27 protein-coding genes are annotated in these 24,285 nt (G+C 45.8%); 26 read left to right on the top strand and 1 reads right to left on the bottom strand.

Annotated elements, in window-relative coordinates:
• The 19 genes from grpE (at position 1) to recO (ending at position 15,664) form a co-directional block, all read left to right on the top strand.
• Positions 1 to 675 carry a nucleotide exchange factor GrpE gene (gene grpE / locus BUA12_RS02510; protein WP_245772727.1) on the top strand — a complete coding sequence of 225 codons (675 nt, stop codon included), beginning with the start codon at positions 1 to 3 and terminating at the stop codon, positions 673 to 675.
• Positions 676 to 730: 55 nt separating this feature from the next.
• Positions 731 to 2,569 carry a molecular chaperone DnaK gene (gene dnaK, locus BUA12_RS02505; RefSeq protein WP_072707976.1) on the top strand — a complete coding sequence of 613 codons (1,839 nt, stop codon included), beginning with the start codon at positions 731 to 733 and terminating at the stop codon, positions 2,567 to 2,569.
• A gap of 81 nt (positions 2,570 to 2,650) precedes the next feature.
• Positions 2,651 to 3,775: a molecular chaperone DnaJ gene (dnaJ, locus tag BUA12_RS02500; RefSeq protein WP_072707974.1), complete on the top strand. Its 1,125-nt coding sequence runs from the start codon at positions 2,651 to 2,653 to the stop codon at positions 3,773 to 3,775.
• A gap of 2 nt (positions 3,776 to 3,777) precedes the next feature.
• Positions 3,778 to 4,710, top strand: a complete 933-nt coding sequence (gene prmA / locus BUA12_RS02495; RefSeq protein ID WP_072707972.1) for a 50S ribosomal protein L11 methyltransferase — start codon at positions 3,778 to 3,780, stop codon at positions 4,708 to 4,710.
• A 21-nt stretch (positions 4,711 to 4,731) separates the two neighbouring features.
• Entirely contained in the window at positions 4,732 to 5,442 is a 711-nt protein-coding gene (locus BUA12_RS02490) for an RsmE family RNA methyltransferase (protein WP_245772726.1), read from the top strand.
• Positions 5,443 to 5,521: 79 nt separating this feature from the next.
• Positions 5,522 to 6,874, top strand: coding sequence for a tRNA (N(6)-L-threonylcarbamoyladenosine(37)-C(2))-methylthiotransferase MtaB (gene mtaB, locus BUA12_RS02485; protein WP_072707967.1), 1,353 nt, complete (start codon positions 5,522 to 5,524; stop codon positions 6,872 to 6,874).
• A 45-nt stretch (positions 6,875 to 6,919) separates the two neighbouring features.
• Complete coding sequence (gene deoC / locus BUA12_RS02480; protein WP_072707965.1) at positions 6,920 to 7,585, top strand: deoxyribose-phosphate aldolase; 666 nt, start codon at positions 6,920 to 6,922, stop codon at positions 7,583 to 7,585.
• A 100-nt stretch (positions 7,586 to 7,685) separates the two neighbouring features.
• On the top strand, positions 7,686 to 7,862 hold the full coding sequence (gene rpsU / locus BUA12_RS02475; protein WP_072707963.1) for a 30S ribosomal protein S21: 177 nt from the start codon (positions 7,686 to 7,688) through the stop codon (positions 7,860 to 7,862).
• A gap of 138 nt (positions 7,863 to 8,000) precedes the next feature.
• The gene (locus BUA12_RS02470; protein ID WP_084669842.1) at positions 8,001 to 8,684 is read left to right on the top strand and encodes an NfeD family protein; all 684 of its coding nucleotides are present in this window, start codon (positions 8,001 to 8,003) and stop codon (positions 8,682 to 8,684) included.
• 24 nt (positions 8,685 to 8,708) lie between these two features.
• Positions 8,709 to 9,716 (top strand): flotillin-like protein FloA, encoded by a 1,008-nt coding sequence (gene floA, locus BUA12_RS02465; RefSeq protein WP_072707958.1) that lies wholly within the window; start codon positions 8,709 to 8,711, stop codon positions 9,714 to 9,716.
• Positions 9,717 to 9,727: 11 nt separating this feature from the next.
• Positions 9,728 to 10,420: a hypothetical protein gene (locus tag BUA12_RS02460; protein ID WP_072707956.1), complete on the top strand. Its 693-nt coding sequence runs from the start codon at positions 9,728 to 9,730 to the stop codon at positions 10,418 to 10,420.
• A 94-nt stretch (positions 10,421 to 10,514) separates the two neighbouring features.
• Complete coding sequence (locus BUA12_RS02455; RefSeq protein ID WP_072707954.1) at positions 10,515 to 10,793, top strand: GNAT family N-acetyltransferase; 279 nt, start codon at positions 10,515 to 10,517, stop codon at positions 10,791 to 10,793.
• A gap of 106 nt (positions 10,794 to 10,899) precedes the next feature.
• A complete protein-coding gene (locus BUA12_RS02450; protein ID WP_072707952.1) occupies positions 10,900 to 11,631 on the top strand; it encodes a YwiC-like family protein in 732 nt (243 codons plus the stop codon).
• A gap of 190 nt (positions 11,632 to 11,821) precedes the next feature.
• Positions 11,822 to 12,760: a PhoH family protein gene (locus BUA12_RS02445; protein ID WP_072707950.1), complete on the top strand. Its 939-nt coding sequence runs from the start codon at positions 11,822 to 11,824 to the stop codon at positions 12,758 to 12,760.
• A gap of 9 nt (positions 12,761 to 12,769) precedes the next feature.
• Positions 12,770 to 13,234 (top strand): rRNA maturation RNase YbeY, encoded by a 465-nt coding sequence (gene ybeY / locus BUA12_RS02440; protein WP_072707948.1) that lies wholly within the window; start codon positions 12,770 to 12,772, stop codon positions 13,232 to 13,234.
• A gap of 2 nt (positions 13,235 to 13,236) precedes the next feature.
• Positions 13,237 to 13,584: a diacylglycerol kinase family protein gene (locus tag BUA12_RS02435; protein ID WP_072707946.1), complete on the top strand. Its 348-nt coding sequence runs from the start codon at positions 13,237 to 13,239 to the stop codon at positions 13,582 to 13,584.
• Positions 13,585 to 13,597: 13 nt separating this feature from the next.
• On the top strand, positions 13,598 to 14,011 hold the full coding sequence (gene cdd, locus BUA12_RS02430; protein WP_072707943.1) for a cytidine deaminase: 414 nt from the start codon (positions 13,598 to 13,600) through the stop codon (positions 14,009 to 14,011).
• Positions 14,004 to 14,912 carry a GTPase Era gene (gene era / locus BUA12_RS02425; protein WP_072707941.1) on the top strand — a complete coding sequence of 303 codons (909 nt, stop codon included), beginning with the start codon at positions 14,004 to 14,006 and terminating at the stop codon, positions 14,910 to 14,912. Before cdd ends, era begins: the two co-directional genes overlap by 8 nt.
• Before the next feature lie 8 nt (positions 14,913 to 14,920).
• Complete coding sequence (recO, locus tag BUA12_RS02420; RefSeq protein ID WP_072707939.1) at positions 14,921 to 15,664, top strand: DNA repair protein RecO; 744 nt, start codon at positions 14,921 to 14,923, stop codon at positions 15,662 to 15,664.
• Between the two features lie 180 nt (positions 15,665 to 15,844).
• On the opposite strand, the gene BUA12_RS02415 is transcribed toward recO, so the two are convergent.
• Positions 15,845 to 17,221 carry a glycine--tRNA ligase gene (locus BUA12_RS02415; RefSeq protein WP_072707937.1) on the bottom strand — a complete coding sequence of 459 codons (1,377 nt, stop codon included), beginning with the start codon at positions 17,219 to 17,221 and terminating at the stop codon, positions 15,845 to 15,847.
• 296 nt (positions 17,222 to 17,517) lie between these two features.
• On the opposite strand from BUA12_RS02415, the gene ccpN reads away from it, so the two are divergent.
• From ccpN to BUA12_RS02380, 7 genes are all read left to right on the top strand, one after another.
• Positions 17,518 to 18,135 carry a transcriptional regulator CcpN gene (ccpN, locus tag BUA12_RS02410; RefSeq protein ID WP_072707935.1) on the top strand — a complete coding sequence of 206 codons (618 nt, stop codon included), beginning with the start codon at positions 17,518 to 17,520 and terminating at the stop codon, positions 18,133 to 18,135.
• 11 nt (positions 18,136 to 18,146) lie between these two features.
• Positions 18,147 to 18,971, top strand: a complete 825-nt coding sequence (locus BUA12_RS02405) for a pyruvate, water dikinase regulatory protein (RefSeq protein WP_072707933.1) — start codon at positions 18,147 to 18,149, stop codon at positions 18,969 to 18,971.
• 6 nt (positions 18,972 to 18,977) lie between these two features.
• Positions 18,978 to 20,723, top strand: a complete 1,746-nt coding sequence (gene dnaG / locus BUA12_RS02400) for a DNA primase (protein WP_072707931.1) — start codon at positions 18,978 to 18,980, stop codon at positions 20,721 to 20,723.
• Positions 20,724 to 20,747: 24 nt separating this feature from the next.
• Complete coding sequence (rpoD, locus tag BUA12_RS02395; protein ID WP_072707929.1) at positions 20,748 to 21,857, top strand: RNA polymerase sigma factor RpoD; 1,110 nt, start codon at positions 20,748 to 20,750, stop codon at positions 21,855 to 21,857.
• A gap of 105 nt (positions 21,858 to 21,962) precedes the next feature.
• Positions 21,963 to 22,361, top strand: coding sequence for a c-type cytochrome (locus BUA12_RS02390; protein ID WP_072707927.1), 399 nt, complete (start codon positions 21,963 to 21,965; stop codon positions 22,359 to 22,361).
• Positions 22,362 to 22,418: 57 nt separating this feature from the next.
• Positions 22,419 to 23,102, top strand: a complete 684-nt coding sequence (locus tag BUA12_RS02385) for a tRNA (adenine(22)-N(1))-methyltransferase (protein ID WP_072707925.1) — start codon at positions 22,419 to 22,421, stop codon at positions 23,100 to 23,102.
• Positions 23,092 to 24,174, top strand: coding sequence for a Nif3-like dinuclear metal center hexameric protein (locus BUA12_RS02380; RefSeq protein WP_072707923.1), 1,083 nt, complete (start codon positions 23,092 to 23,094; stop codon positions 24,172 to 24,174). The genes BUA12_RS02385 and BUA12_RS02380 overlap by 11 nt, the downstream gene beginning before the upstream one ends.
• Positions 24,175 to 24,285: the final 111 nt, after the last annotated feature.

Genomic DNA, 24,285 nt, shown 5'->3' with positions numbered 1-24,285 from the left:
TTGTTCGATAACGAAAAAAATCAAAAAGTCAAAGATGATTTGACAGAAGAAAACGTCTTGAAGCAAAATGTCGAGGAAGATTCGACAGATGAAAAAGAACAAAGAATCAACGAAGACCCCACTCAAGAAGAAAGCGCTTCTGAAGAGGTGGAGGAAACTGCTGAAAGTGAATCGTTCGAGGAAAGCAGCGCTGTTTCCGAGGAAACAGCGGACGAAATCGATGAAACTCAGCAGGAGTTGGAAAAATTGAAAGAAGAAGCAAAAAAATACGAAGATAAGTATTTTAAACTCTACGCCGAATTTGAAAACTTCAAACGCCGCAATAAGCAGGAAATCGACCTGAACAATAAATATAAAGACCAGAAGTTCGCGGAGAATCTGCTTCCGGTACTGGACAACCTGGAAAGAGCGATGGAAATCGAAGGGGACAATGAATCCTTCGCATCACTGAAAAAGGGTGTTGAAATGGTGTACAATGATTTCCTCAATATTTTCTCCAAACATGACATCACTGTCATTGAAGCGAAAGGCAAGGAATTCGACCCTAACTTCCATCAGGCAGTCATGACTGAATCATCATCAGAAGACTCGGGTATCGTCATTGAAGAATTTCAAAAAGGATATCAGTTAAAAGATCGTGTCATTCGGGCTTCTATGGTTAAAGTCAGCGAATAACCGGTTCTCTCAATCAGTTTTAGATCAATAATTTAATATATGGAGGCTATTTTTTATGAGCAAAGTTATCGGTATTGACCTAGGGACAACAAACTCTGTAGTATCCGTCCTTGAAGGCGGAGAAGCTAAAGTGATTCAAAATGCTGAAGGCAACCGCACCACCCCTTCAGTGGTGTCATTCAAAAATGATGAAAGACAAGTCGGGGAAGTGGCGAAGCGTCAAGCCATCACGAACCCGGATACGATAATGTCCATCAAAAGACATATGGGTACCGACCATAAAGAAAAAATTGGCGACAAAGAATATACTCCTCAGGAAATCTCGGCGATGATCCTTCAAAACCTGAAGGAAACTGCCGAGAGCTATCTGGGGGAAAAAGTGGAAAAAGCGGTTGTGACAGTTCCAGCCTACTTTAATGACTCGGAGCGTCAGGCAACCAAAGACGCAGGAAGAATTGCAGGCCTTGAAGTGGAAAGAATCATCAACGAGCCGACTGCAGCGGCACTCGCTTACGGTCTGGACAAGCAGGAAGAAGATCAAAAGGTCCTTGTATTCGACCTTGGCGGCGGTACGTTTGATGTTTCCATCCTTGAACTTGGAGACGGTGTTTTCGACGTGCTTGCGACAGCCGGTGACAACCGCCTTGGCGGTGACGATTTTGACAACGTCATCATCGATCATCTGGTCGATACGTTCAAGAAAGAAAACGGCATTGATTTATCAAATGACAAAATGGCGATGCAGCGACTGAAAGATGCAGCTGAAAAGGCGAAGAAAGATCTCTCAGGTGTATCTTCAACACAGATATCACTGCCATTCATTTCAGCAGGCGATGCCGGTCCGCTTCACCTGGAAACAACGCTGACACGCGCGAAGTTCGAAGAACTTTCCGATGATCTTGTGAAACGTGCCATGGACCCGACAAGGCAGGCAGTGAAGGATTCAGGACTCAGCAAAAATGAAATTGATGAAGTGATACTGGTCGGTGGCTCCACAAGAATTCCAGCCGTACAGGAAGCAATCAAGAAAGAGCTGGGCAAAGAGCCGAACCGCAGTGTCAACCCTGATGAAGTCGTTGCCATGGGTGCAGCGATCCAGGGCGGAGTGTTGTCAGGTGACGTGAAAGATGTCGTGCTGCTTGATGTGACGCCTCTGTCACTCGGTATCGAGACGATGGGCAATGTCATGACCACTCTGATTGAAAGGAACACGACGATCCCGACAAGCAAATCCGAAGTGTTCTCAACCGCTGCAGACAACCAGCCTGCAGTCGATATCCATGTACTTCAGGGTGAGAGGCCGATGGCGAACGACAACAAAACTCTCGGACGTTTCCAGCTGACCGACATACCGCCTGCACCACGCGGTGTGCCTCAGATTGAAGTGACGTTCGACATCGATAAGAATGGTATCGTCAATGTAACTGCAAAAGATCAGGGTACAGGCAAGGAACAGAAGATCACCATCCAGTCTTCATCCAACCTGAGTGACGATGATATCGACAGAATGGTCAAAGAGGCAGAAGAAAATGCTGATGAAGATAAAAAGCGCCGTGAGGAAGTGGAAGCACGCAACGCAGCAGACCAGCTCATTTTCTCAACTGATAAGACCATCGAAGATTTAGGTGATAAAGTTGAGGCAGAAGAGAAGGAAAAAGCTGAAAATGCAAAAGAAGAATTGAAGACCGCTCTGGAAGGCACCGATATGGAAGAAATCAATGCGAAGAAAGCTGCATTGGAAGAAATCCTTCAGGGCATGTCCATGAAAATGTATGAGCAGATGGCTCAGGAACAGCAGGCCGAAGGTGGAAGTGCTGAAGGCGGCGAATCAGGCGACGACGACGTGATTGATGCAGATTTCAAAGAAGTCGATGATGAAGAAGATAAAAAATAATTATTAACAAAAAGTCAAAGCCAATGCATTTGGCTTTGACTTTTTTAAATGTTATGATTTGGAAGTTGGAGGGAGATTCGGATGGCTAAAAGAGACTATTATGAAATCCTTGGTGTGGAGAAGAATGCATCGAAGGATGAAATCAAAAAAGCATATCGAAAATTATCAAAAAAATATCACCCGGACATAAATCAGGACGAAGGTTCTGATGAAAAGTTCAAAGAGGTTGCAGAGGCATATGAAGTCCTCTCGGATGAAGATAAGCGTGCCCAGTATGACCGTTTCGGACATGAAGGGATGAAATCCCAGTTCGGCGGCGGTGGCGGCTTCCAGAGTTCAGGCGGTTTCGGCGGCTTCGAAGATATTTTCAGTTCATTCTTCGGCGGGGGACGGCAGGCCGACCCAAATGCCCCGAGAAAAGGTGATGACCTTCAATATACGATGACCATCGATTTTGAAGAAGCCGTCTTTGGAGTGACCAAAACGATCACCATCAAAAAAGAGGTCTCCTGTGACGTGTGCGACGGCAATGGTGCAAAGCCGGGCACCTCCAAAACCACCTGCAGCATGTGCAGCGGTGCCGGACGTGTAGCAGTTGAGCAGAATACACCTTTTGGACGTATACAGACAGAACGCACATGTCCGACATGTCAGGGCACAGGACAGGAGATCAAAGACCCTTGCAACAATTGTAAAGGTGCAGGGACGGTTACTAAAGATGTGGAGATCGAAGTCACTGTACCGGAAGGTGTGGACAATGGACAGCAGATCCGTGTGCACGGCAAAGGTGAGCCGGGAATCAACGGCGGACCGTCGGGTGATCTGTATATCGTCTTCCGTGTAAGGCCGGATTCCAGATTCACGCGCGATGGCGATGATATCCATTATGAACTGCCGATTTCATTCGCACAGGCTGCACTCGGTGATGAAGTGAAAGTGCCGACCATCAGTTCTGAAGTCGTCCTGACGATACCGGCAGGCACGCAGACAGGCAAACGTTTCCGCCTTAAAGAAAAAGGTGTGAAAAATGTCCATGGTTACGGCTATGGTGACCAGTTCATCACTGTCAAAGTGGTGACGCCGACGAAACTTTCCAACAGGGAAGTTGAAATTTTCAGGGACCTTGCTGAAGAAGGCGGGGAGGTCATCGAAGAACAACAGGAGAATATCTTCGACCGTACAAAACGCTTCTTTAAAGGAGATTGAAGATGAAATGGCATGAAGTGGCAATTCATACTAAAGAAGAAAATGAAGAAAAACTTTCAGCTTATTTGAACACTGTATCCAAAGGTGTCTCCATCGAACACTCCATAGATATCCTGAGGGGGAAGATAGACGATTTCGATGAGAAATTCAGACTGGATCCCAAAGATTACCCTGCTTCCGACATCAGAATATTGGTCTACTTCGATGAAACACAGAATATGGATGCCAAGCTTCAAGAAATTGAGGCTTTCATCGGGGAAGCGGACCTGGCTTCAAAAGAGGACATCCGCATCACACATGAAGTGATCGAGGAAGCCGACTGGGAAAATGAATGGAAGAAACATTTCCACAGTTTCCGGGTATCTGACACATTCGTCATCGTCCCTTCGTGGGAAATGGAAGATTACAAATATCATGAGGCAGACCGCCTAATTAAGTTGGACCCGGGCATGGCTTTCGGGACGGGGGATCATCCGACGACAAGCATGTGCCTCCGCTTCATAGAGAAAACGGTGAAACCGGGCGATTCTATCATCGATGTCGGCACAGGTTCGGGGATTTTGTCGATTGCAGCACACCTGATGGGGACGGACGAAATCAAAGCAACCGATATTGATGAATTATCCATTAAAGTTGCACAAGAAAATTTTGTCCTCAATGACTGTGAGGAAGCGATTCGTCTTGAAACTGCGGATTTGTTGAAGGAAGAAGATGGAAAGTACGACGTGGTGATCGCCAATATACTGGCACATGTCATCGAAGAAATGATTGAAGATGCTTACGTACGTCTCAATTCGAATGGATATTTCATCGCCTCAGGCATCATTGTGGAAAAACATGAACGTATTATGGAGAAGATGAAGACGGCAGGGTTCAGCATCAGGGAAATCCTGGAAGACAACGGCTGGGTAAGCATTTTGGCTGAAAAGGTGTGATGGGACATGCAGAGATATTTTATGTCTGAAACATTAAACTTAAATGAAAAATATGAAATAGATAATGAAGATACGCATCATATGATCAATGTGATGCGTTTTCGTGTTGATGATGCATTTGAGATGATCGACGGTACAACAACGGGGTTTGTATGCAGGATTACAGGCATCGAAGGCAGGAAAGTGGCTTTTCTGACTGAGCAGGTTTTGGATTCAAATACGGAATCGCCGGTCGGCACGACAATAATATGCCCTTTGCTGAAGGGTGAGAAATTCGAATGGATGCTTCAGAAATCGACGGAACTCGGGGCCGTCCGGTTCATCATTTATGAGGCGGACAGAAGTATAGTGAAGCTGGATGATAAAAAAAGGGGAAAACGCCTGGCACGCTTTCAGAAAGTGATCAGGGAAGCGAGTGAACAGAGCAGACGCTTTTCCATTCCTGAAATACACTTCGAAGGCAGGTTGAAGAATGTGGATTTTTCAGATTACGATTCTGCATTCATCGCGTTCGAAGGTTATGCAGGTCAGAAAGCGGTGTCATTCAAAAATCTTGGAGGCGTCGAAACCGGCAAGAAGATCGCCTTCATATTCGGTCCCGAGGGCGGCCTGACGGAGGACGAGGTTGAAGCGGATGCTTCTTTCACACCGCTCTCACTCGGTCCGAGGATCCTCCGTGCGGAAACGGCGCCCCTTTACTTCCTGGCCGCTGTAAGCAGCCTTCACGAATGATGTGCAATTGAATGACTTTTTATATTATGCTATTATATGTAAAGTTATCATAATATTTTTTAAGAAAGATTTGATGGTTATGAATGAAAAGACAATTGCTTTCCACACACTCGGCTGTAAAGTGAACCACTATGAAACAGAAGCGATGTGGCAGATATTCAAAGATGATGGATATGAACGGATAGATCTTGAACAGAACGCCGATGTTTATGTGATCAATACATGCACTGTGACCAACACGGGTGATAAGAAGAGCCGACAGGTCATCCGCCGTGCCATCCGTAAAAACCCGGACGCGGTCATCGCCGTGACAGGCTGTTATGCACAGACTTCTCCTAAAGAGATAATGGATATAGCGGGTGTCGACATCATCATCGGCACTGAAGACCGTGACAAACTGCTCGGTTATGTCAACCAGTACCACCGGGAGCGGCAGCCGATCAACGGCGTCAAAAATATAATGAAGAAGCGTACATATGAGGAAATGGATGTGCCATACTTCACCGACCGTACACGGGCAACTTTGAAGATACAGGAAGGATGCAACAACTTCTGTACCTTCTGCATCATACCGTGGGCCCGTGGGCTGATGCGTTCCAGGGACCCTGAAAAAGTCATCGAGCAGGCACAGAACCTTGTGGAGCAAGGATATAAGGAAATCGTCCTTACAGGCATCCACACCGGCGGCTACGGGGAAGACCTCAAGGATTACAACCTGGCTCAGCTCCTGCGTGACCTGGAGGAAGTGAACGGACTGAACCGTCTGAGGATTTCAAGCATTGAAGCCAGTCAGCTGACCGACGAAGTCATCGATGTCATCAGGGACTCCAATAAGATCGTCAGGCATCTGCATGTACCTATCCAGTCGGCAAGTGATACGGTTTTAAAACGTATGAGAAGGAAATACACGATGGAATTCTTTGAATCCCGTATTTTGAAATTAAAGGAAATCATGCCGAATGTGGCCATTACAAGTGATGTCATCGTCGGATTCCCGGGAGAAACTGAAGAGGAGTTCCAGGAAACCTATGACTTCATCAATAGACACCATTTCTCGGAACTGCATGTGTTCCCTTATTCCATCCGGACCGGGACTCCGGCTGCAAGGATGACTGATCAGATAGATAATGACACCAAAAATGAAAGAGTCAGGCAGCTGATCGACCTGTCAGACCGCCTTGCCTTGGAATATGCAGAAGGGTTCAAAGATGATGTACTTGAAATCATCCCGGAAGAAATCAAGGATGGCAAACTGGTCGGTCACGCCGATAATTATATGAAAGTTGCCATCGATGCTGATGAGACCCTGGTAGGGGAACTCATAAAAGTGAAAGTGACCGAAGCGGGGTATCCACTGAGTCACGGAGAAGTCGTCAAAGTGCTGGAAAAGCCGATGGTGAAAAATTATGCTTATATTGAGCGCATGATTTAAAGTCTACATCCGGAAAGTGCACAAATAATTACTGGAGGCAAAGCTATGAAATTGTCGAAATATATAGACCATACATTATTAAAACCTGTGGTGACGCAGGATGAAATTTTTGAACTCTGCCAGGAAGCGATGGAACATGATTTTTTCAGTGTATGCATCAATCCGGCATGGGTGCAGATGGCATCGGAGATTTTAACGGACAGTGATGTCAAAGTGTGCACGGTGATCGGTTTCCCCCTCGGCGCCTCCACTTCTGAAGTGAAGGCTTTTGAAACGATGAATGCCATCCAGAATGGTGCCGACGAAGTGGATATGGTGATCAACATCGGGGCTTTGAAATCCGGAAACCATGACCTTGTATATAATGATATAAAAGCCGTATGTGATGCAGCAGGGACTTCTGCCCTGGTGAAAGTCATCATCGAAAGCAGCCTGCTCGACAGTGATGACATCGTCAAGGCCAGCGAGCTTGCCAAAAAAGCAGGTGCCGACTTCGTCAAGACTTCGACAGGATTCAACGGGGGAGGTGCAAAAGTGGAGGATGTGGCCCTGATGCGCATGACAGTTGGAGAGGAAATGGGTGTCAAGGCAAGCGGTGGCGTCAAGTCTGCTGAAGATGCCCTCAACATGATTGAGAGCGGTGCGACCCGGATCGGTGCTTCAAGCGGCATCGAAATTGTAAGCGGTGGCACATCCGATTCAGAGTATTAAAAATTAAGTTGACCTGAAAACTTTGTTATATTATAATGTTTGAGTACATAGTAAATGCTATGTGAGATTAACCTTTGGTTATTCGGAGGGAGGGAAATTTATGACTAAAACATCTGTTAATAAAAACGAGCCGATCGAAGATGCACTGCGTCGTTTTAAGCGTAATGTCTCTAAAAACGGCACAATTCAAGAAGCCCGTAAAAGAGAATATTATGAAAAGCCAAGTGTAAAACGCAAGAAAAAATCCGAAGCAGCTCGCAAAAGAAAATTCAGATAAAATATCCTCCCTCGGATAATTTATCATAGACGGACAGTACTGTTATCTTGATAGTACTGTCTTTTTTTTGCATTAGGACGGCACTGTTTATTTATTTTTACAGGTTAAGTATGTATAATGAAGGTGGAGGGGATTTACATGGCTATTAATGATACATTTTTGATTGGAAATATAGTACATACGTTCAGGGATGTCATTACTATGCCTGTAATTGCCTTTATATTGCTAGCTGTTTTCATTATCGGACTGGTCATGCAGCTTTTTTCTGAACGCTTCAACTTTTACGGCCTCTTCTCAATCACTGCGATGGTATTGTTTTTCTCCGGCCATCTCTTAGCCGGTGAAGATAATCTTTGGGCATTAGGATTGTTTGTCATCGGTTCTTTCCTGATAATTCTCGAGTTTTTTGTAATCGGTACCTTTTTGGGGTTATTGGGAGTGATCCTGCTGTTGCTGAGTGTTGTGCTGGTCAGCGGGGACATGATTTTATATTCTATATTTCTGCTGATAATAATTATTATTGCATCTTTTATGGCGGTGGGGCTTATCAAATCCAAGAAAAGAAGAATTCCATTTTTAAACAGGTTGATTTTAAGCGATGCGACCGATGCCGAATCCGGTTATACTTCGTTTGATGACCGGTCCGACCTCATCGGTGTCACAGCGAAGACTTTAACACCCCTGAGGCCGGCGGGTACGATACGTTATGGCGAGAGGCGGATTGACGCTGTTGCTGAAGGGTCCTACATCCCGGCTGATACCGAAGTGAAGGTCATACTTGTTGAAAGTTCAAGAGTTGTAGTACGTCCGATTGAAGATTAGAATAATTTAAAGGAGAGTTTTAATATGGACTTAATGTTTATAGGTGGCGGGTTATTGACGGTTATATTTTTAATCGTAATTGTATTTATCATACTGTCGTTCATCTTGTCCTTTGTTCCGGTCGGTTTGTGGATTTCAGCCATTTCTGCCGGGGTTAAAGTGGGTATTTTCTCACTGGTGGGGATGCGCTTGAGGCGTGTCAAACCGAAACGTGTCATTGAACCGATGATCAAAGGTGACAAAGCAGGTATCAAGCTCAGTGTTAATCAGTTGGAGTCACACTTCCTTGCTGGAGGAAATGTGGATAGAGTAGTGGATGCTTTAATTGCAGCCCAGCGTGCAGACATCAATTTGACGTTCGAACGTTGTGCTGCAATCGACCTTGCAGGCCGTGATGTATTGGAAGCGGTTCAAATGAGTGTCAATCCGAAAGTGATTGAGACACCATTCATCGCAGGTGTGGCAATGGACGGTATAGAAGTGAAGGCCAAGGCGCGCATTACTGTCCGTGCAAACATCGAACGTCTTGTCGGCGGGGCCGGCGAAGATACGATTGTCGCCCGTGTGGGTGAGGGTATCGTCTCCACGATTGGTTCTTCTAACAAACATTCCGATGTGCTGGAAAATCCCGACCGCATATCCCAGACAGTGCTTTCTAAAGGTCTGGATTCAGGAACAGCCTTTGAAATACTGTCCATAGATATTGCAGATGTGGATATCGGCAAGAACATCGGAGCAGACCTTCAGACAGAGCAGGCGGTTGCCGATAAGAACATCGCCCAGGCTAAAGCTGAAGAGCGCAGGGCCATGGCCGTAGCGCAGGAGCAGGAGATGAAAGCCCGCGTCGAGGAGATGAGGGCGAAAGTGGTGGAAGCCGAGTCCAAAGTTCCACTTGCATTTGCGCAGGCACTCGAAAGCGGCAATATCGGGGTAAGCGAATATTATGATCTTAAAAATATCGAAGCAGATACAAACATGAGGGATTCCATCAATAAGATGACAGATCCGACTCGTTCCAAAGATGAAGAATAGGGCGTGATATCATGGAAGTATTACTGCCTCTATTAATATTTGCAGGCGGAGTAATATATTCTATTATAGCCAGCACCGGTAATAAGAATGAGGAAAAAAGGGACATCGATCCGGGTAAAATGGAAAGGCCCGGCCGCTCGGCACCAAGGCCGCGTCAATCTGAGTCGGATACGGGCGGTAGACAGTCGCAGGGCTCCGGCGGTATGTTCGATGAGTTGAAACGCGAATTTCAAAGTGAATACGAAAAAGCCATGGGCCGGACCGGCACCGATACGTCCGCCGGTCCTCCTGAAAGACCGAGCCGCGAAGATGTCAAACGCCGCGTTGAAGAAGAGCGGCGGAAACTTGAAGAACGGCGTCAGCGGGAGAAAAAAGAAACCTCAATGCGCGAGCGTTCCCGCAGGGAGACGTCCAGGGACAGAAAGCCTGTCGAGAGAAAACAGAGTGAAAGAGCCGAGAGGGCAAGAGAAAGAGTCCGTACCGGCGCCGCAGATTCAAATGTGGAGGTTGCAAAACCGGTTGAAGGGGTCGGCAGTGAAATCACAGATGAGCTTCGTTATTCATATGGCGATGACCGGACTTCCGTAGCAGATACAAGGAAGAGTAGTGCATTCTCCTCAAAAGACCTCACATTTGACAACAAGGCGATCGTAAATGGGGTCATCTTCAACGAAATCCTGGGTAAACCCAAATCACGTAAGTGATCTTAACGGTACATGACACTATTGTCATGTGCCGTTTTCATGTTTTAAACAGTCCGAAGATGAGAATATGATAAGTGATCAGGAGGTGTGAATAATGGATGTTGATATTAAAAAAGGTGAAAACATGTTCTTCGTCGGTGAGGATGAATTGAATCCAGAGGCTTATGTATCGTATATTGTGGACGACGAGGGCGACTTCATCATAGACAGCACTCAGGTTGCGAATCAGTTGAGCGGACAGGGCATGGGCAGTGCTTTAGTCGGAATGGTGATCGAGTATGCGCGTGAAGAGGATAAAAAAATCGTTCCCGAGTGTCCTTTTGCCAGGGCAGTCATGGAGAGGGAAGCAGAGACAAAGAAAATGATAAAGTAAAGCAGTTGAGTCAGAGTGATTTCTTGTTATTTTTTTCACAAAATTGTAAAGATGATCTGGTATGTTCGCGGTTTCGTTGGATATAATGGCATTAAGAGGTGACATTATGAAATTCAAGAAACAAAACCAGCACGGGGCATGGGCCATGATTTTCATGCCTCTCCTGCTTGGAATTGCCGCAGGCGGTTTTCATTTTTCACAATTGTTTTACATGGCCGGCTGGCTGCTCATGTTCTTTGCGGCCGATCATGCGCTCATGTTCATCAAGAGGATGAAAAGGAACAAAGAGTTCGGATACTTGAAATCAGCGTTAATGTTCGGGGGCATCGCCATACTGCTCTTCTTATATCCTTTGATGGTGGAATACCGCATCATGTTTTTCTTTATCGTGATGCTGCCGCTGGGACTGATTACTGCTTACTACGCAAAAATCAGGGATGAGAGGAACATCATCAACGACATTGCTGCAATCATGATATTTTCAATAGCGGGTGGCGGTATAGCTTTTTTGAACTCTCATGAGTGGACCCACGGCATCACAACCGTAATTGCAGTCAGCTTTTTATATTTTGTCGGATCGGCGCTGGTGGTGAAAACAGTGGTCAGGGAGCGTAAGAATATCCGGTACCGGAATGCTTCATACATATATCATGCACTGTTGTTCCTCGGAATGCTGGCTTGGCATTATCTTCTCGGCATAGCCTTCGTGGTCGGCATCATCAGGGCGGTGGGTGTCTATGGTAGAGGGTGGACACCTAAAAAATTGGGTATTCTGGAAGTCGTTCATGTGCTTTGGATCAGTGCGTGGGTGGTCGTTTACCTGACTGCTGTACTATGAAGAAGACCTTCATAAGGTCTTTTTCTTTTTCCGGTCTTCCGATTTCCTGTATGTGACACTTGGTGAACAGTGCAGACCGGATGGCCTGGTTGAAGGGGATAAACTTTTCAGCCTTCCGCTAATTGATTGCAGTAGGGTTTTGATAATGGTAAATTTAAGGTAATCACAAAATAATTAAAGGGGTTTGTAAATGCCTAATATAATAAGTATAGAGAGTCTCGAAGAGGCGCAGGCGCTCATCGGGGCGAATGATGCACATATAACATTTCTGGAGGATATGTTCGACGTCACCATCCATACGCTCGGCAATGAAATTACAGTGAGCGGGCAGGATGATGAGAATGTTGAACAGGCAGAGGATGTGCTCATACATTTGCTTAAAATCATCCAGCGTGGGATGAAAGTGAATCTGAGGGATGTTCAATCGGCATCAAGCATGGCTAAAAACGGGACGATTGAATATCTTCTTGATCTATATAATGAAGTGATTGCCAAAGATAATAAGGGCAGGGGCATTCGTGCCAAAACCACCGGACAAAGATTATATATTGAAAACATTAAACGCAGTGACCTGACTTTCGGGATCGGCCCGGCAGGCACAGGTAAGACATTTCTTGCGGTTGTTTTTGCCTGCCAGATGCTGAGGGATGGGCAGGTCAAGCGGATCGTGCTGACCCGTCCTGCCGTCGAGGCCGGGGAGAACCTCGGTTTCCTGCCGGGGGACCTGAAGGAGAAAGTCGACCCGTATCTCAGGCCCTTGTATGACGGTCTTCATACGGTCCTCGGAACGGAGCAGACCGACAGGCTGGTGGAACGGGGCGTCATAGAGGTCGCCCCGCTCGCCTATATGAGGGGGCGTACATTGAACGATGCGTTCTGTATACTTGATGAAGCCCAGAATACTACGGAAATGCAGATGAAGATGTTTCTGACCCGTCTCGGTTTCGGCTCCAAGATGGTCGTCACCGGTGACGAAACACAGATCGATCTGCCGGGAGCCACAAAAAGCGGTTTGATCGAAGCGGTGAGAAGACTTGATGACGTCAAAGGCGTGGCAATCAACCGCATGGATGAGACGGATGTGGTCAGACATCCGCTGGTCTCAAAAATCATTAAAGCCTATGAATAGGGGTGCACTATGCTGACAGTCGATTTTATAGATGATGACGGTTACACTTCGCATGAGGAACAGCAGGAAATCAGCCGGTTGTTGAATTTCGCATTCGGAAAACTGGAGTCCGGGTCAAATGCGGAAATCAGTGTATCGTTTGTGGACAACACGTCGATACGTGAAATCAATCATCAATACAGGGATAAGGATGAAGTGACGGATGTCATTTCTTTTGCCATGGAAGACGATGAATTCAACCTGATACATGAAGAGGCTCCGAGAACACTCGGGGACATCATCATTTCCACCGATCGCGCCGGGGAGCAGGCAGAGGAGTACGGCCACAGCTACAGGCGTGAATTATTATTTTTGTCGCTTCATGGATTCCTCCATCTGCTGGGTTATGATCACTTGGAAGAAGCGGAAGAGAGAGAGATGAACCGGACCCAGGATGAAATTTTGGAAGCGTTTGGAGTTTCGAGAGATGAATAACGATGAACCGCTTTAAATTTGCGCTCCAGGGCATCGATGCATTGTTGAGAAAAGACTTCCATTTTGCCGTGCATCTGCTGATCGCCTTCATTGTCGCAGCAGCAGGATTTTTATTCAGACTGGATACTGTAGAATGGCTTTTCATCATCAGCGCAATATTCATCGTGCTGATCAGTGAAATTTTGAATACAAGCATCGAGTATACGGTTGACCTCGTGACCGGCGAAGTCCATACGCTCGCGAAGTGCGCAAAGGACACGTCTGCGCTTGCCGTATTGCTTGCGGCAATCTACGCCTCAATCACAGGAATGATAATATTCATCCCAAAAATAATCGGGTTCTTTGCCTAGGAGAGTGACTTACATGAATGATGGAATATTCAAGGAAGAATGGCTGAAAGAAGCCATCGAAGCACAGAGCCGCGCATACACGCCATATTCGAATTTCAATGTGGGCGCGCTGCTTGTAACGGAAGATGATCAGTATATATATGGGGCGAATATTGAAAACGCAGCCTACCCTGCAACAATCTGTGCCGAGAGGAGCGCTTTGGTCAGCGCTTATTCGAATAACATCACAAAGTTTAAAGCACTTGTGGTCGTCACGGATGCGGAAGCGCCTGCAAGCCCCTGCGGCGTATGCCGCCAGGTGATGAAAGAGCTGTGCCGCGATGATATGCCGGTATACTTGACGAGTAAGACCGGCGAAGTGATTAAACGCTCGGTGGACGACCTGCTGCCGCTGGGCTTCTCAGGAAAGGACATGAAAAATGAGTGAAGATAAATTTAAATCCGGTTTCATCAGCATCATCGGACGCCCGAATGTAGGGAAGTCGACTTTCATGAATAAAGTGCTCGGCCAAAAGGTCGCGATAATGTCTGATAAACCGCAGACGACGAGAAATAAAATACAGGGTGTATACACGACCGAACAGTCTCAGATGATTTTCATCGATACACCGGGCATCCACAAACCGAAGCATCAGCTCGGGGAGCATATGATGAAAGTCGCACGAAACACTTTGAGGGAAACGGAAGTGATCCTCTTCATCGTCAATGTTGCCGAAGAGATCGGGCGTGGTGATGAGTTCATCATCGAAATGCTTGAGCACACATCCACTCCCATCGTGCTCGTGTTGAATAAAATCGATCTTGTGCATCCGGATGATCTGATCAAACAGATCGAAGTTTATAAGGATAAGCTCAACTTCAGTGAAATCGTACCGATATCAGCGCTCCAGGGCAACAATGTGGATAAGCTTGTGGAAGTCATCGAAAGCTACCTTCCGGAAGGCCCGATGTATTATCCTGAAGACAGGGTGACCGATCATCCCGAGCACTTCATAGTCAGTGAACTCATCCGTGAGAAAGCACTGCATCTCACGAGTCAGGAAATTCCCCATGCCATCGGTGTTGAGGTGGAGAAGATGAAAGCGAATGAGGAAGGCGGAAAGGTCCATGTCCAGGCCACGATCTACGTTGAACGGGAGTCACAAAAAGGCATGGTCATCGGCAAAGGCGGTAAAATGCTGAAGGAAATCGGCAAATTGGCAAGAGTCGACATAGAAAACCTTCTTGGAAGCAAAGTTTATCTTGAACTCTGGGTCAAAGTGCAGAAGGACTGGCGCAATAAAACCAACTTCATACGCTCACTCGGCTACAGGGATGATGAATATTAGGTGATGATATGATTTATCAGCAAAAGGGTATAATGATCCGGCAGACCAATTATAGTGAGTCCAGCCGGATCATTACCATTTTAAATGAAGAGGGCGTGATGGTGCCCTTGATGGCCCGCGGATTCAACAAGCCGAAAAGCTCTTTCATCGTCCTCAGGCAGGGATTCAAGGAGGCATTATTCACCTATAACCGCTTCAAAGGGATAGGGACATTGAATGAAGTCGATGTAATTTCCCATTTCAAGGGCATCAATGAGGATTTTGAAATGTTTGCATACGGCAGTTACATCATGGAATACGTCACGAAAATTTTAAACGACGAGGATGTCACGCCCAAAGATTATGAACTTCTGATGAAAGCCTTTAAATTACTTGAAAAAAAGGACGAAAATGAAAAGAACGCTACTACTGCCATGGTGGCCGCAAAACTGATGCCGCGTTACGGCATCGAGATAAACGTAGATGAATGCGCACTGTGCGGCAGCCGGGAATACAATGTTTTCAGTCATTATTCATTCAAATATCACAGTGTAGTCTGCGATCATTGTCTTGATGAAGAAACCCTGGAGCGGTCTGTGCATATCGGCAACCGTATAATATATCTGGCCGCTTACATGAAAAACGCCAGGCTTGATTTGATTAATTCAATTAATGTGGCCCCGGAAAACGGGAGGAAGCTCTTGAAGTTCACAGAACTGATTTATGATGAGTATGCAGGAGTGTACTTTAAGGCCAGGCGTTTGATCACGTAATGATTAGATGGGACCATACAGAGGGTGAAAAAGATTTTAAAGTTATTCTTATCCCCTTCTGGTCATTGCGGGCGGTCATTGAAAAAACAATGCCATTCCAAGTTCATTATGAGCGACCGGCTTGTCGAATTTCTGATAAAAACCCCGGCAGCTGACTTCAGCTGCCGGGGTTGCATAATCTTAAAATTTGATTCTTTCTTTCAAGAAGCCGTTCACTTCATCTATCGGCATTCTTATCTGTTCCATCGTATCCCTCTCGCGCACCGTCACCATATTGTCCTCCAATGAATCGAAGTCGAAAGTGATGCAGTACGGTGTGCCGATTTCGTCCTGACGGCGGTATCTCTTACCGATCGACTGTGACTCATCGAATTCGACATTGAAGTCAGGGGCAAGTTTTTCAAACACTTTGAAGGCATCGTCACTCAATTTCTTGGATAACGGCAGGACCGCTGCCTTGTATGGTGCCAGGCTCGGGTGGAATCTCATGACAGTTCTGGACTCACCATTTCCAAGCTCTTCCTCTTCATATGCATCACTCATGAAGGCAAGCGTCACCCGGTCGAGTCCAAGCGCCGGTTCGATGACGAACGGAATGAATTTCTCTCCTGATTCCTGGTCATGATATGTGAGATCTTCTTTGGAATGTTCCATATGCTGTCTCAAGTCGAAATTCGTACGGCTCGCAATACCCCAAAGCTCTCCCCAGCCAAACGGGAATCTGTACTCGATATCTGTAGTGGCATTGGAGTAGTGGGACAGCTCATCATCGTCATGGTCGCGCATGCGGAGGTTGCCGTCAGCGAGACCAAGTTCCAGCAGCCAGTTCTGACAGAAATCTTTCCAGTATTTCTGCCATTCGACTTCCGTACCCGGTTTACAGAAGAATTCAAGTTCCATCTGCTCGAATTCCCTTGTTCTGAAGATGAAGTTGCCCGGTGTGATTTCGTTACGGAATGATTTGCCGATCATGCCGATGCCGAAAGGCAGTTTTTTGCGCATGGATCTTTGAACATTCTTATAGTTCACAAAGATGCCCTGGGCAGTTTCCGGACGCAGGAAAATCTCGTTCGTTGAGGATTCTGTGACACCCTGGAAAGTTTTGAACATCAGGTTGAACTGACGGATGTCGGTATAAGCATGTGCACCGCAGTTCGGGCACGTTATATTACGCTCATCGATGATGTTCTTCATTTCATCGAAGCTTAAACCGTCGGCAACAAAATTGTCATCTTCTTTCTGGAGGACATTTTCAATGAGTTTGTCTGCACGATGACGGCTTTTACATTCCTTACAGTCGATCATAGGGTCATTGAAGTTGTTGAGGTGACCTGAAGCTTCCCATGTTTTCGGATTCATGAGGATGGCGGCATCAACACCTACATTATACGGGGATTCCTGGATGAACTTTTTCCACCATGCGGCCTTTACGTTGTTTTTAAGTTCAATACCGAGCGGGCCGTAGTCCCAAGTGTTGGCAAGTCCGCCGTAAATTTCACTGCCCGGGAATACAAAACCCCGTGCCTTTGATAAATTAACAATTTTGTCCATGTCCATACATAACACTCCTTAAAGTAGTTGGTTAAAAATAAAAAAGTCCCAGGATAGCTGTGCTATCCTGGGACGGGTCCATACCCGCGGTTCCACCCAAATTAGTGTGTTCCACTCAACTTTTAATATTCCATTATATTCGATGAATTCAAAACATATGTGCCATTTGAAGTCGTTAAGCTCACACCATCCTTAACTCGCTTAAAGCCATTATATTAAATGTTAATCGGAAGTGCAAATATTTCATTGTATTTCTTTATTTTTCAAGATGTATTATAATTAATCATATTGGGAGTGAGGCCATGGAATTGAACAGCAGGCAGGAAAAGATATTGAAAATCGTCAAACAGCATGGGCCGATAACCGGAAGCAAGATTGCAGAGCAGCTCTCTTTGACAAGGGCGACCTTAAGACCGGACCTTGCGATTTTGACAATGAGCGGTTATCTGGATGCCCGCCCGCGTGTTGGATATTTTTACACCGGAAAGGAACCGGAGGAAATCTTAACCACCAAAATACGGAACATTTTAGTCAGGGATGTACAGAGCCTGCCTATTTTAATCAAGGAGGACACATCCATTTATGAAGCGATTGTCAAGATGTTCCTCGAGGATGTCGGTACTCTGTATGCCATAGATGACAAGAGGGACCTGGTGGGGGTCATATCAAGGAAAGATCTCCTTAAAGGGACTATGGGGAAAAGTGATATTGAAAAGACGCCGGTCAGTGTAATCATGACCCGCAAGCCCCACATTACGACATGTTATCCCAACGATTTGCTGATTTATGCAGCGAATCAGCTGATTGAAAAGCAGATCGACTCCATACCGGTCATAGATAAAGAAGATGGACAGGAAGTGGTGATCGGAAGGATCACCAAAACCAATATCACAAGAGTGTTTGTCAATTTAATGGAATAAGGAGTGTCCCTATGTCTAATATTAAAGTAATCATTGCATCGGATTCAGTCGGGGAAACAGGTGAACTGGTCGCCAAAGCCGCATTGGCGCAATTCGAATCAGACAGTACCTCGGATGTACTGATCAGATATCCTTATATCGATTCAGAGGAGAATATTGATGATGTCGTCGATCTTGCCAAAAGCAAGGGGGCAATTGTGGTCTTCACAATAATCACTCCTAAGTTCAGGCACTACCTGAAAGAGGAACTGAAGAAAGAGGACATTCCTTCTGTGGACGTCATGGGTCCGCTCATGTCCATTTTGGAAGGGAAGGTGGAAGCCCAGCCTTATTATGAGCCCGGACGTGTGCATAAGCTGGATGAAGATTATTTTCAAAAAATCGAAGCGATCGAGTTCGCGGTCAAGTATGATGATGGTAAAGATGCGGGCGGGCTCGACAAGGCGGATATCGTGCTTATTGGTGTGTCAAGGACTTCAAAAACCCCCCTGTCCCAATTCCTTGCGTTGAAAAAATATAAAGTGATGAATATGCCTTTAGTCCCGGAAGTGACTCCGCCCAAAGAGTTGTTTGACATCCCGAAATCCAAATGTATAGGACTCAGGATCAAATCCTCTTCGCTCAATAAAATCAGGAAGGAACGGCTGACCCAGCTGGGCCTGAAGGACACGGCAAGCTATGCGAGGGATGAAAGGATAAAGGAAGAACTTGAATACTTCGATTCAATCGTAGAAAAGATCGGATGCCCTGTCATCGATGTATCTGAAAAAGCCATTGAGGAAACGGCAAATGAGATTATGAAGTACGTAGATGGTAAAATAGATATCAAAGGGTGATAGCTTATGAGTATCCCGCAGGAAACAATAGAATACGTCAGGGAAAGGACCGACATTACCGATCTTGTTTCAGGTTATCTTAAACTTGAAAAACGGGGGCGGAACTACGTCGGTCTTTGCCCTTTTCATGATGAGAAGACACCATCTTTCAGCGTCAGCCCTGAAAAGCAGATCTGCCACTGTTTCGGCTGTAAAAAAGGTGGAAATGTCTTTCAGTTTATAATGGAAATCGAGAACATTTCCTTTACGGAATCGGTGAAGAGACTGGGAAAGCCGCTTGGTGTTGAAATCTCCGCAAATGAAAGCAGGGTCGATGATGATGACATGCAGTTCATCAAAATGCATGAATATGTCTCGGAACTGTTCCATCATATACTCATGCATACCAACGAAGGCGCGGAAGCTTTGAATTACCTCCTGGAAAGAGGGTTCCCAAGCGACCTCCTGAAAAAGGAGAAGGTGGGACTTGCGCCTAAAATGTCTTCATTCACCAAAAATGCAATATTGGAGAAAGGTTTTACAGAAGAGGCGGCTTACAGTGCAGGACTGCTGTCAAGAAATGAAACGAACTTCTCCTATTACGACCGGTTCGTCAACCGTATAATGATTCCCATAAAAAACCACCAGAATTATATCGTTGGTTTCACGGCGAGGAGTCTTGATGGTGCCGAACCGAAGTATCTGAACACACCTGAGACGAAAGTGTTCCAGAAACGTCATCTGATGTTCAATTTGAGTGATGCCAGAAAATCGATCAGGTCGCAGGACGAAATCATTCTGATGGAAGGGCATCTTGATGTATTGAAGGTGAAGTCACTGAAGATAGAGAACATAGTCGGATTGATGGGCACGGCATTAAGTGAGGAGAACATCAATCTCCTGAACCGGCTGGCCTCCAATGTGACACTGATGTTCGACGGTGATGGCGCCGGCAGACAGGCGACGATGGATATTGGTGAGACACTGCTGAAATACGGTCTCAACACTTTTGTCATCCAGTTGCCCGGCGGTATGGATCCTGATGAATATATTGAAAAAAACGGAGGAGAAGCCTTCCGCTACCTCGTGAAGAATGAAAAGCGCCACTATATACATTTCCTGGCCGAAAATCTGCTGAATGAAAGTATGAATAATGACCTGGCATTTTCACAAAATATCAACATTTTGACCGACCTGCTCGCCTTTGTGAGTGATGAAGCCATCAAATCAAGGCTCATCATGCATATAAGTGAGGCATATGATATAGATAAATCTCAAATAGAAAGCAAACTTCCTGTTAGAACATCCCAAAAACGGGAAAGTGTTATACAACACACCGAAAGACTCTCAATAAGGCAAAAAAAAGAGCGCTACTTTTTAAAAGCGCTTATGAATGATAAAAATCTGTTCGACTACGCAAGAGACAGAGTCGATATTGAAGTATTAACGTCAGAGCAATACTATGGTATATTTAAAGGGTTGTGCAATTATTTTGACACTCATGACACATTTGAAGTATCATCATTTATCCACCAACTTCCGAATGACCTGCTGGAAGTCGTTATTAACATTGATAATATCAGGATTCAAAGCGAAGTTTCGAAGGATGAAATCGATGATTATCTGGATGATCTGAGTGGAAAAAGGAACAGTAACAAAGAGAAACAGATCTTATTTGCACGTCTCAGGGAGGCGGAAGCGGATAATGATATTGATCTGCAGGCGCAGATCATGCAGCAGCTTTTGGATATTAACAGCAGATATAAAAGCTAGTCAATATATTTAGGAGGTACATTTATGGCTGAAAATACCGTTGGGACAACCGGAAATAAAGAAGCGGAGTTGTTTACCTCAATTGAACAAGTGAAACAGGTGCTCCTTGAAAAAGGGAAAAAGGAAGGTCATTTATCACATGAGGAAATCGCTGATAAAATGGCCAATTTTGAGCTTGATGCAGATGCAATGGATGAATTTTTTGAAGAACTCGGTGAAAATGATATCCGTTTGATAAATGAAAAAGATGCTGCAGATACAGATGATAAATTGAACCTCCATGACATGAGTGCGCCGCCCGGGGTGAAGATCAATGATCCGGTCCGCATGTACCTTAAAGAAATCGGACGGGTCGACCTCCTCAGCGCGGCAGAAGAAATAGAACTTGCCAAGAGGATTGAAAAAGGCGATGAGGTGGCAAAAAGCCGGCTGGCCGAAGCCAACCTGCGACTCGTGGTCAGCATCGCAAAAAGGTATGTCGGACGCGGGATGCTCTTTCTCGATTTGATTCAGGAAGGGAATATGGGACTGATCAAAGCCGTTGAGAAATTCGATTTTTCCAAAGGCTTCAAATTCTCCACTTACGCGACATGGTGGATCCGTCAGGCGATCACAAGGGCGATTGCCGACCAGGCAAGGACGATCCGCATACCTGTCCATATGGTGGAGACGATCAATAAACTGATCAGAATCCAACGCCAACTGCTTCAGGATCTGGGGCGTGAACCGCTCCCCGAAGAGATCGGTGAAGAGATGGATCTTCCGGCGGATAAAGTCCGTGAAATCCTTAAAATCGCACAGGAGCCGGTCTCACTCGAAACCCCTATCGGCGAGGAGGATGACAGTCATCTGGGGGACTTCATAGAGGACCAGGAAGCACAAAGCCCTTCGGATCATGCCGCTTATGAATTGCTGAAAGAGCAGCTGGAAGATGTGCTCGACACTCTGACCGACCGTGAAGAGAATGTATTGAGACTGCGTTTCGGTCTCGATGATGGACGTACAAGGACACTTGAAGAAGTCGGGAAAGTCTTCGGTGTCACACGCGAAAGGATACGTCAGATTGAGGCGAAAGCCCTGAGGAAGCTGCGTCACCCGAGCAGAAGTAAAAGGTTGAAGGATTTCATGGACTAAGTTCATGGTTCAATGTGTAATTTTATCTACAAAATTATTTTGACATTACTGGTTTTTAATATACAATTATAATTGTATATGCTTATTATAAGGGAGGGTCAACATTTGAATAAGAATCCGATTATACCATTTTTACTTATCATCTTTTTAGGTGTGGGTCTGGTTTTCTTACTTTCTGCACAAGGTGCGAACCAGGAGGAAGAAGGAGAAGAAGTCGCCACTGAAGAAAACGGCGAAGAAGGCTCAGAAGAAAACGGCGAGAACGGTGAAAACGGCGCTTCATCCGGCGACGTGGACGCTGAAGGTGTAGCTCAGAACAGCTGTGCGTCATGTCACGGTGAAGACTTCTCAGGCGGTATGGGGCCGGCACTTGCAGGCACTGATCTGAGTGAAGAGGAATTCACTGAGATCGTGAGGGAAGGCCAGGGCTCAATGCCGGCATTTGACGAGGGTCAGGTGAGCGATGAAGAACTGACTGCAATGTATGAGATGTGGTCAGAATAATATCAAATGAAAAACCTCCACGGCATGTGGGGGTTTTTATTTTAGAGGATGGTTTGAATGATAGATGAAAGATTGAAATACGCAGCAGATCATATAAAGGGGGATAACCTTGCAGACATCGGGTCTGATCATGCCTATCTCCCCATCTATGCTGTCAGGGAAGGACTCATAAAAAGTGCAATATGCGGGGAAGTCGTGCCGGGCCCCTATGAAGCGACGGTTAAAAACATCAGCACTTATGGATATGGTGACAGGATCGAAGCGCGTCTCGGCGACGGACTTAAAATTTTGACCCCCGATGATGAATTGGACACCATCACCATATGCGGGATGGGGGGACCGCTGATAGCGAGTATACTAAGGGACGGTTTTGATAATGTCCGGGATTTCCCGCGTCTCGTTCTGCAGGCCAATAATTACACTCATCCGCTGCGGAAAGCGGTATCGGAATTGAACTACAGCATTGTACATGAAAAAGTTTTGAAGCTCGGGAAGCATTACTATGAAATCATCGTATGCGACCATGGTGAAAGCCGCGAAATGCTGACGGAGAAAGAACTCCACTTCGGTCCTGTGAACCTGGAGCGTCGCGAGGAAGCATTTCTGATGAAGGTAAGGTGGGAATATGAACATCAGAAGAGGATATTCGACAATATAGACGGCGATAAGAATACTGATAAGAGGAATGAAATAAAGTCCAAAATCAAACTTTTAGAAGAGGTGTTGGAAGATGAAGATTAAAGACCTTTTAAAAGAACTGGATGATATCGCTCCTTTCAAGGACAGTGAGGACTGGGACAATACAGGACTCCTGGTCGGGGATATGGAAGATGAAGTGACCGGCATCCTGACGGCCCTGGACTGTTCAATTGATACGGTCTCTGAAGCGGTGGAGAGTGGTTTGAATACGATCATTTCACACCATCCCCTGATATTTCCCAAAATAACTGAGGTGACTGAAGATTTTTACGGAAAGATCATCAGGAAACTGATAAAAAATGACATCAATCTCATTACGATGCATACAAACCTGGATCATCAGCCTAACGGAGTCAGTCATATGATAGCTGAAGCATTGGGTTTTTCAGAAACGGAAATCCTCCTCCCCAAAAAGTATGAACTTAAAAAACTCAGGGTCAATATCCCGGCAGAAGATAAAGAAGCGCTTAAAGAGGGGCTCTCGAAAGGCGGAGTAGGGAACCAGGGTGATTACAGCGAGTGCTTTTTCGAATATCCGATTACTGGTCAGTTCAGGCCGAATGAAAATGCGAACCCGCATATCGGCACGAACAATGAACTTGAAATCGTCGATGAATATGTTGTCGAGGCAATATTCGAATCCCATGAACAGGATAAGGTCATTGAAGCCCTGTTGAAGGTCCATCCGTACGAAGAACCGGCATTCGATATATTCACCATCAATAACGTTCCGAATAAGGGGCTTGGTGTGAAAATCGATTATGAAGGCTCCCTCGAATCATTGGTGGCGCTGCTCGAAGAAAAAACCGGAGCAAGCATTGTAAATGTCGTGAAGGGCAATGATGAGAAGATAATGACGGCCGGCATCATCGGCGGCTCCGGGATGAGCTACGCAACTGACGCCTTCAGGCGGGGAATAGATGTACTGATTACAGGCGATGTCAAATATCATGAGGCATATGATGCAAAGCTTCAGGGCCGCAATATCATTGATGCAGGACACTCCCTCGAATCTTTCATGGCAGAGGGCCTCCGGGATCTGTTAAGGCGAAAGGTGGATACCAAAGCTGAGGCGAGCAGTGTGAATACGGACCCATTCCAGAAAAGAAAATAAAACTCTGTTTTTTTGATGTTTACAGAATTTTTACATCCTCCTAATATACATTTACATGTTCACCATGTCAGGTTAATAAACCGCTGATAATATGTGGAACAGTAATCATAT

This window comes from Lacicoccus alkaliphilus DSM 16010 (assembly GCF_900142805.1).
GTDB lineage: Bacteria > Bacillota > Bacilli > Staphylococcales > Salinicoccaceae > Lacicoccus > Lacicoccus alkaliphilus.
Note: the sequence above shows the minus strand (reverse complement) of the source record. Positions and strands in the feature narration are given on the sequence as shown.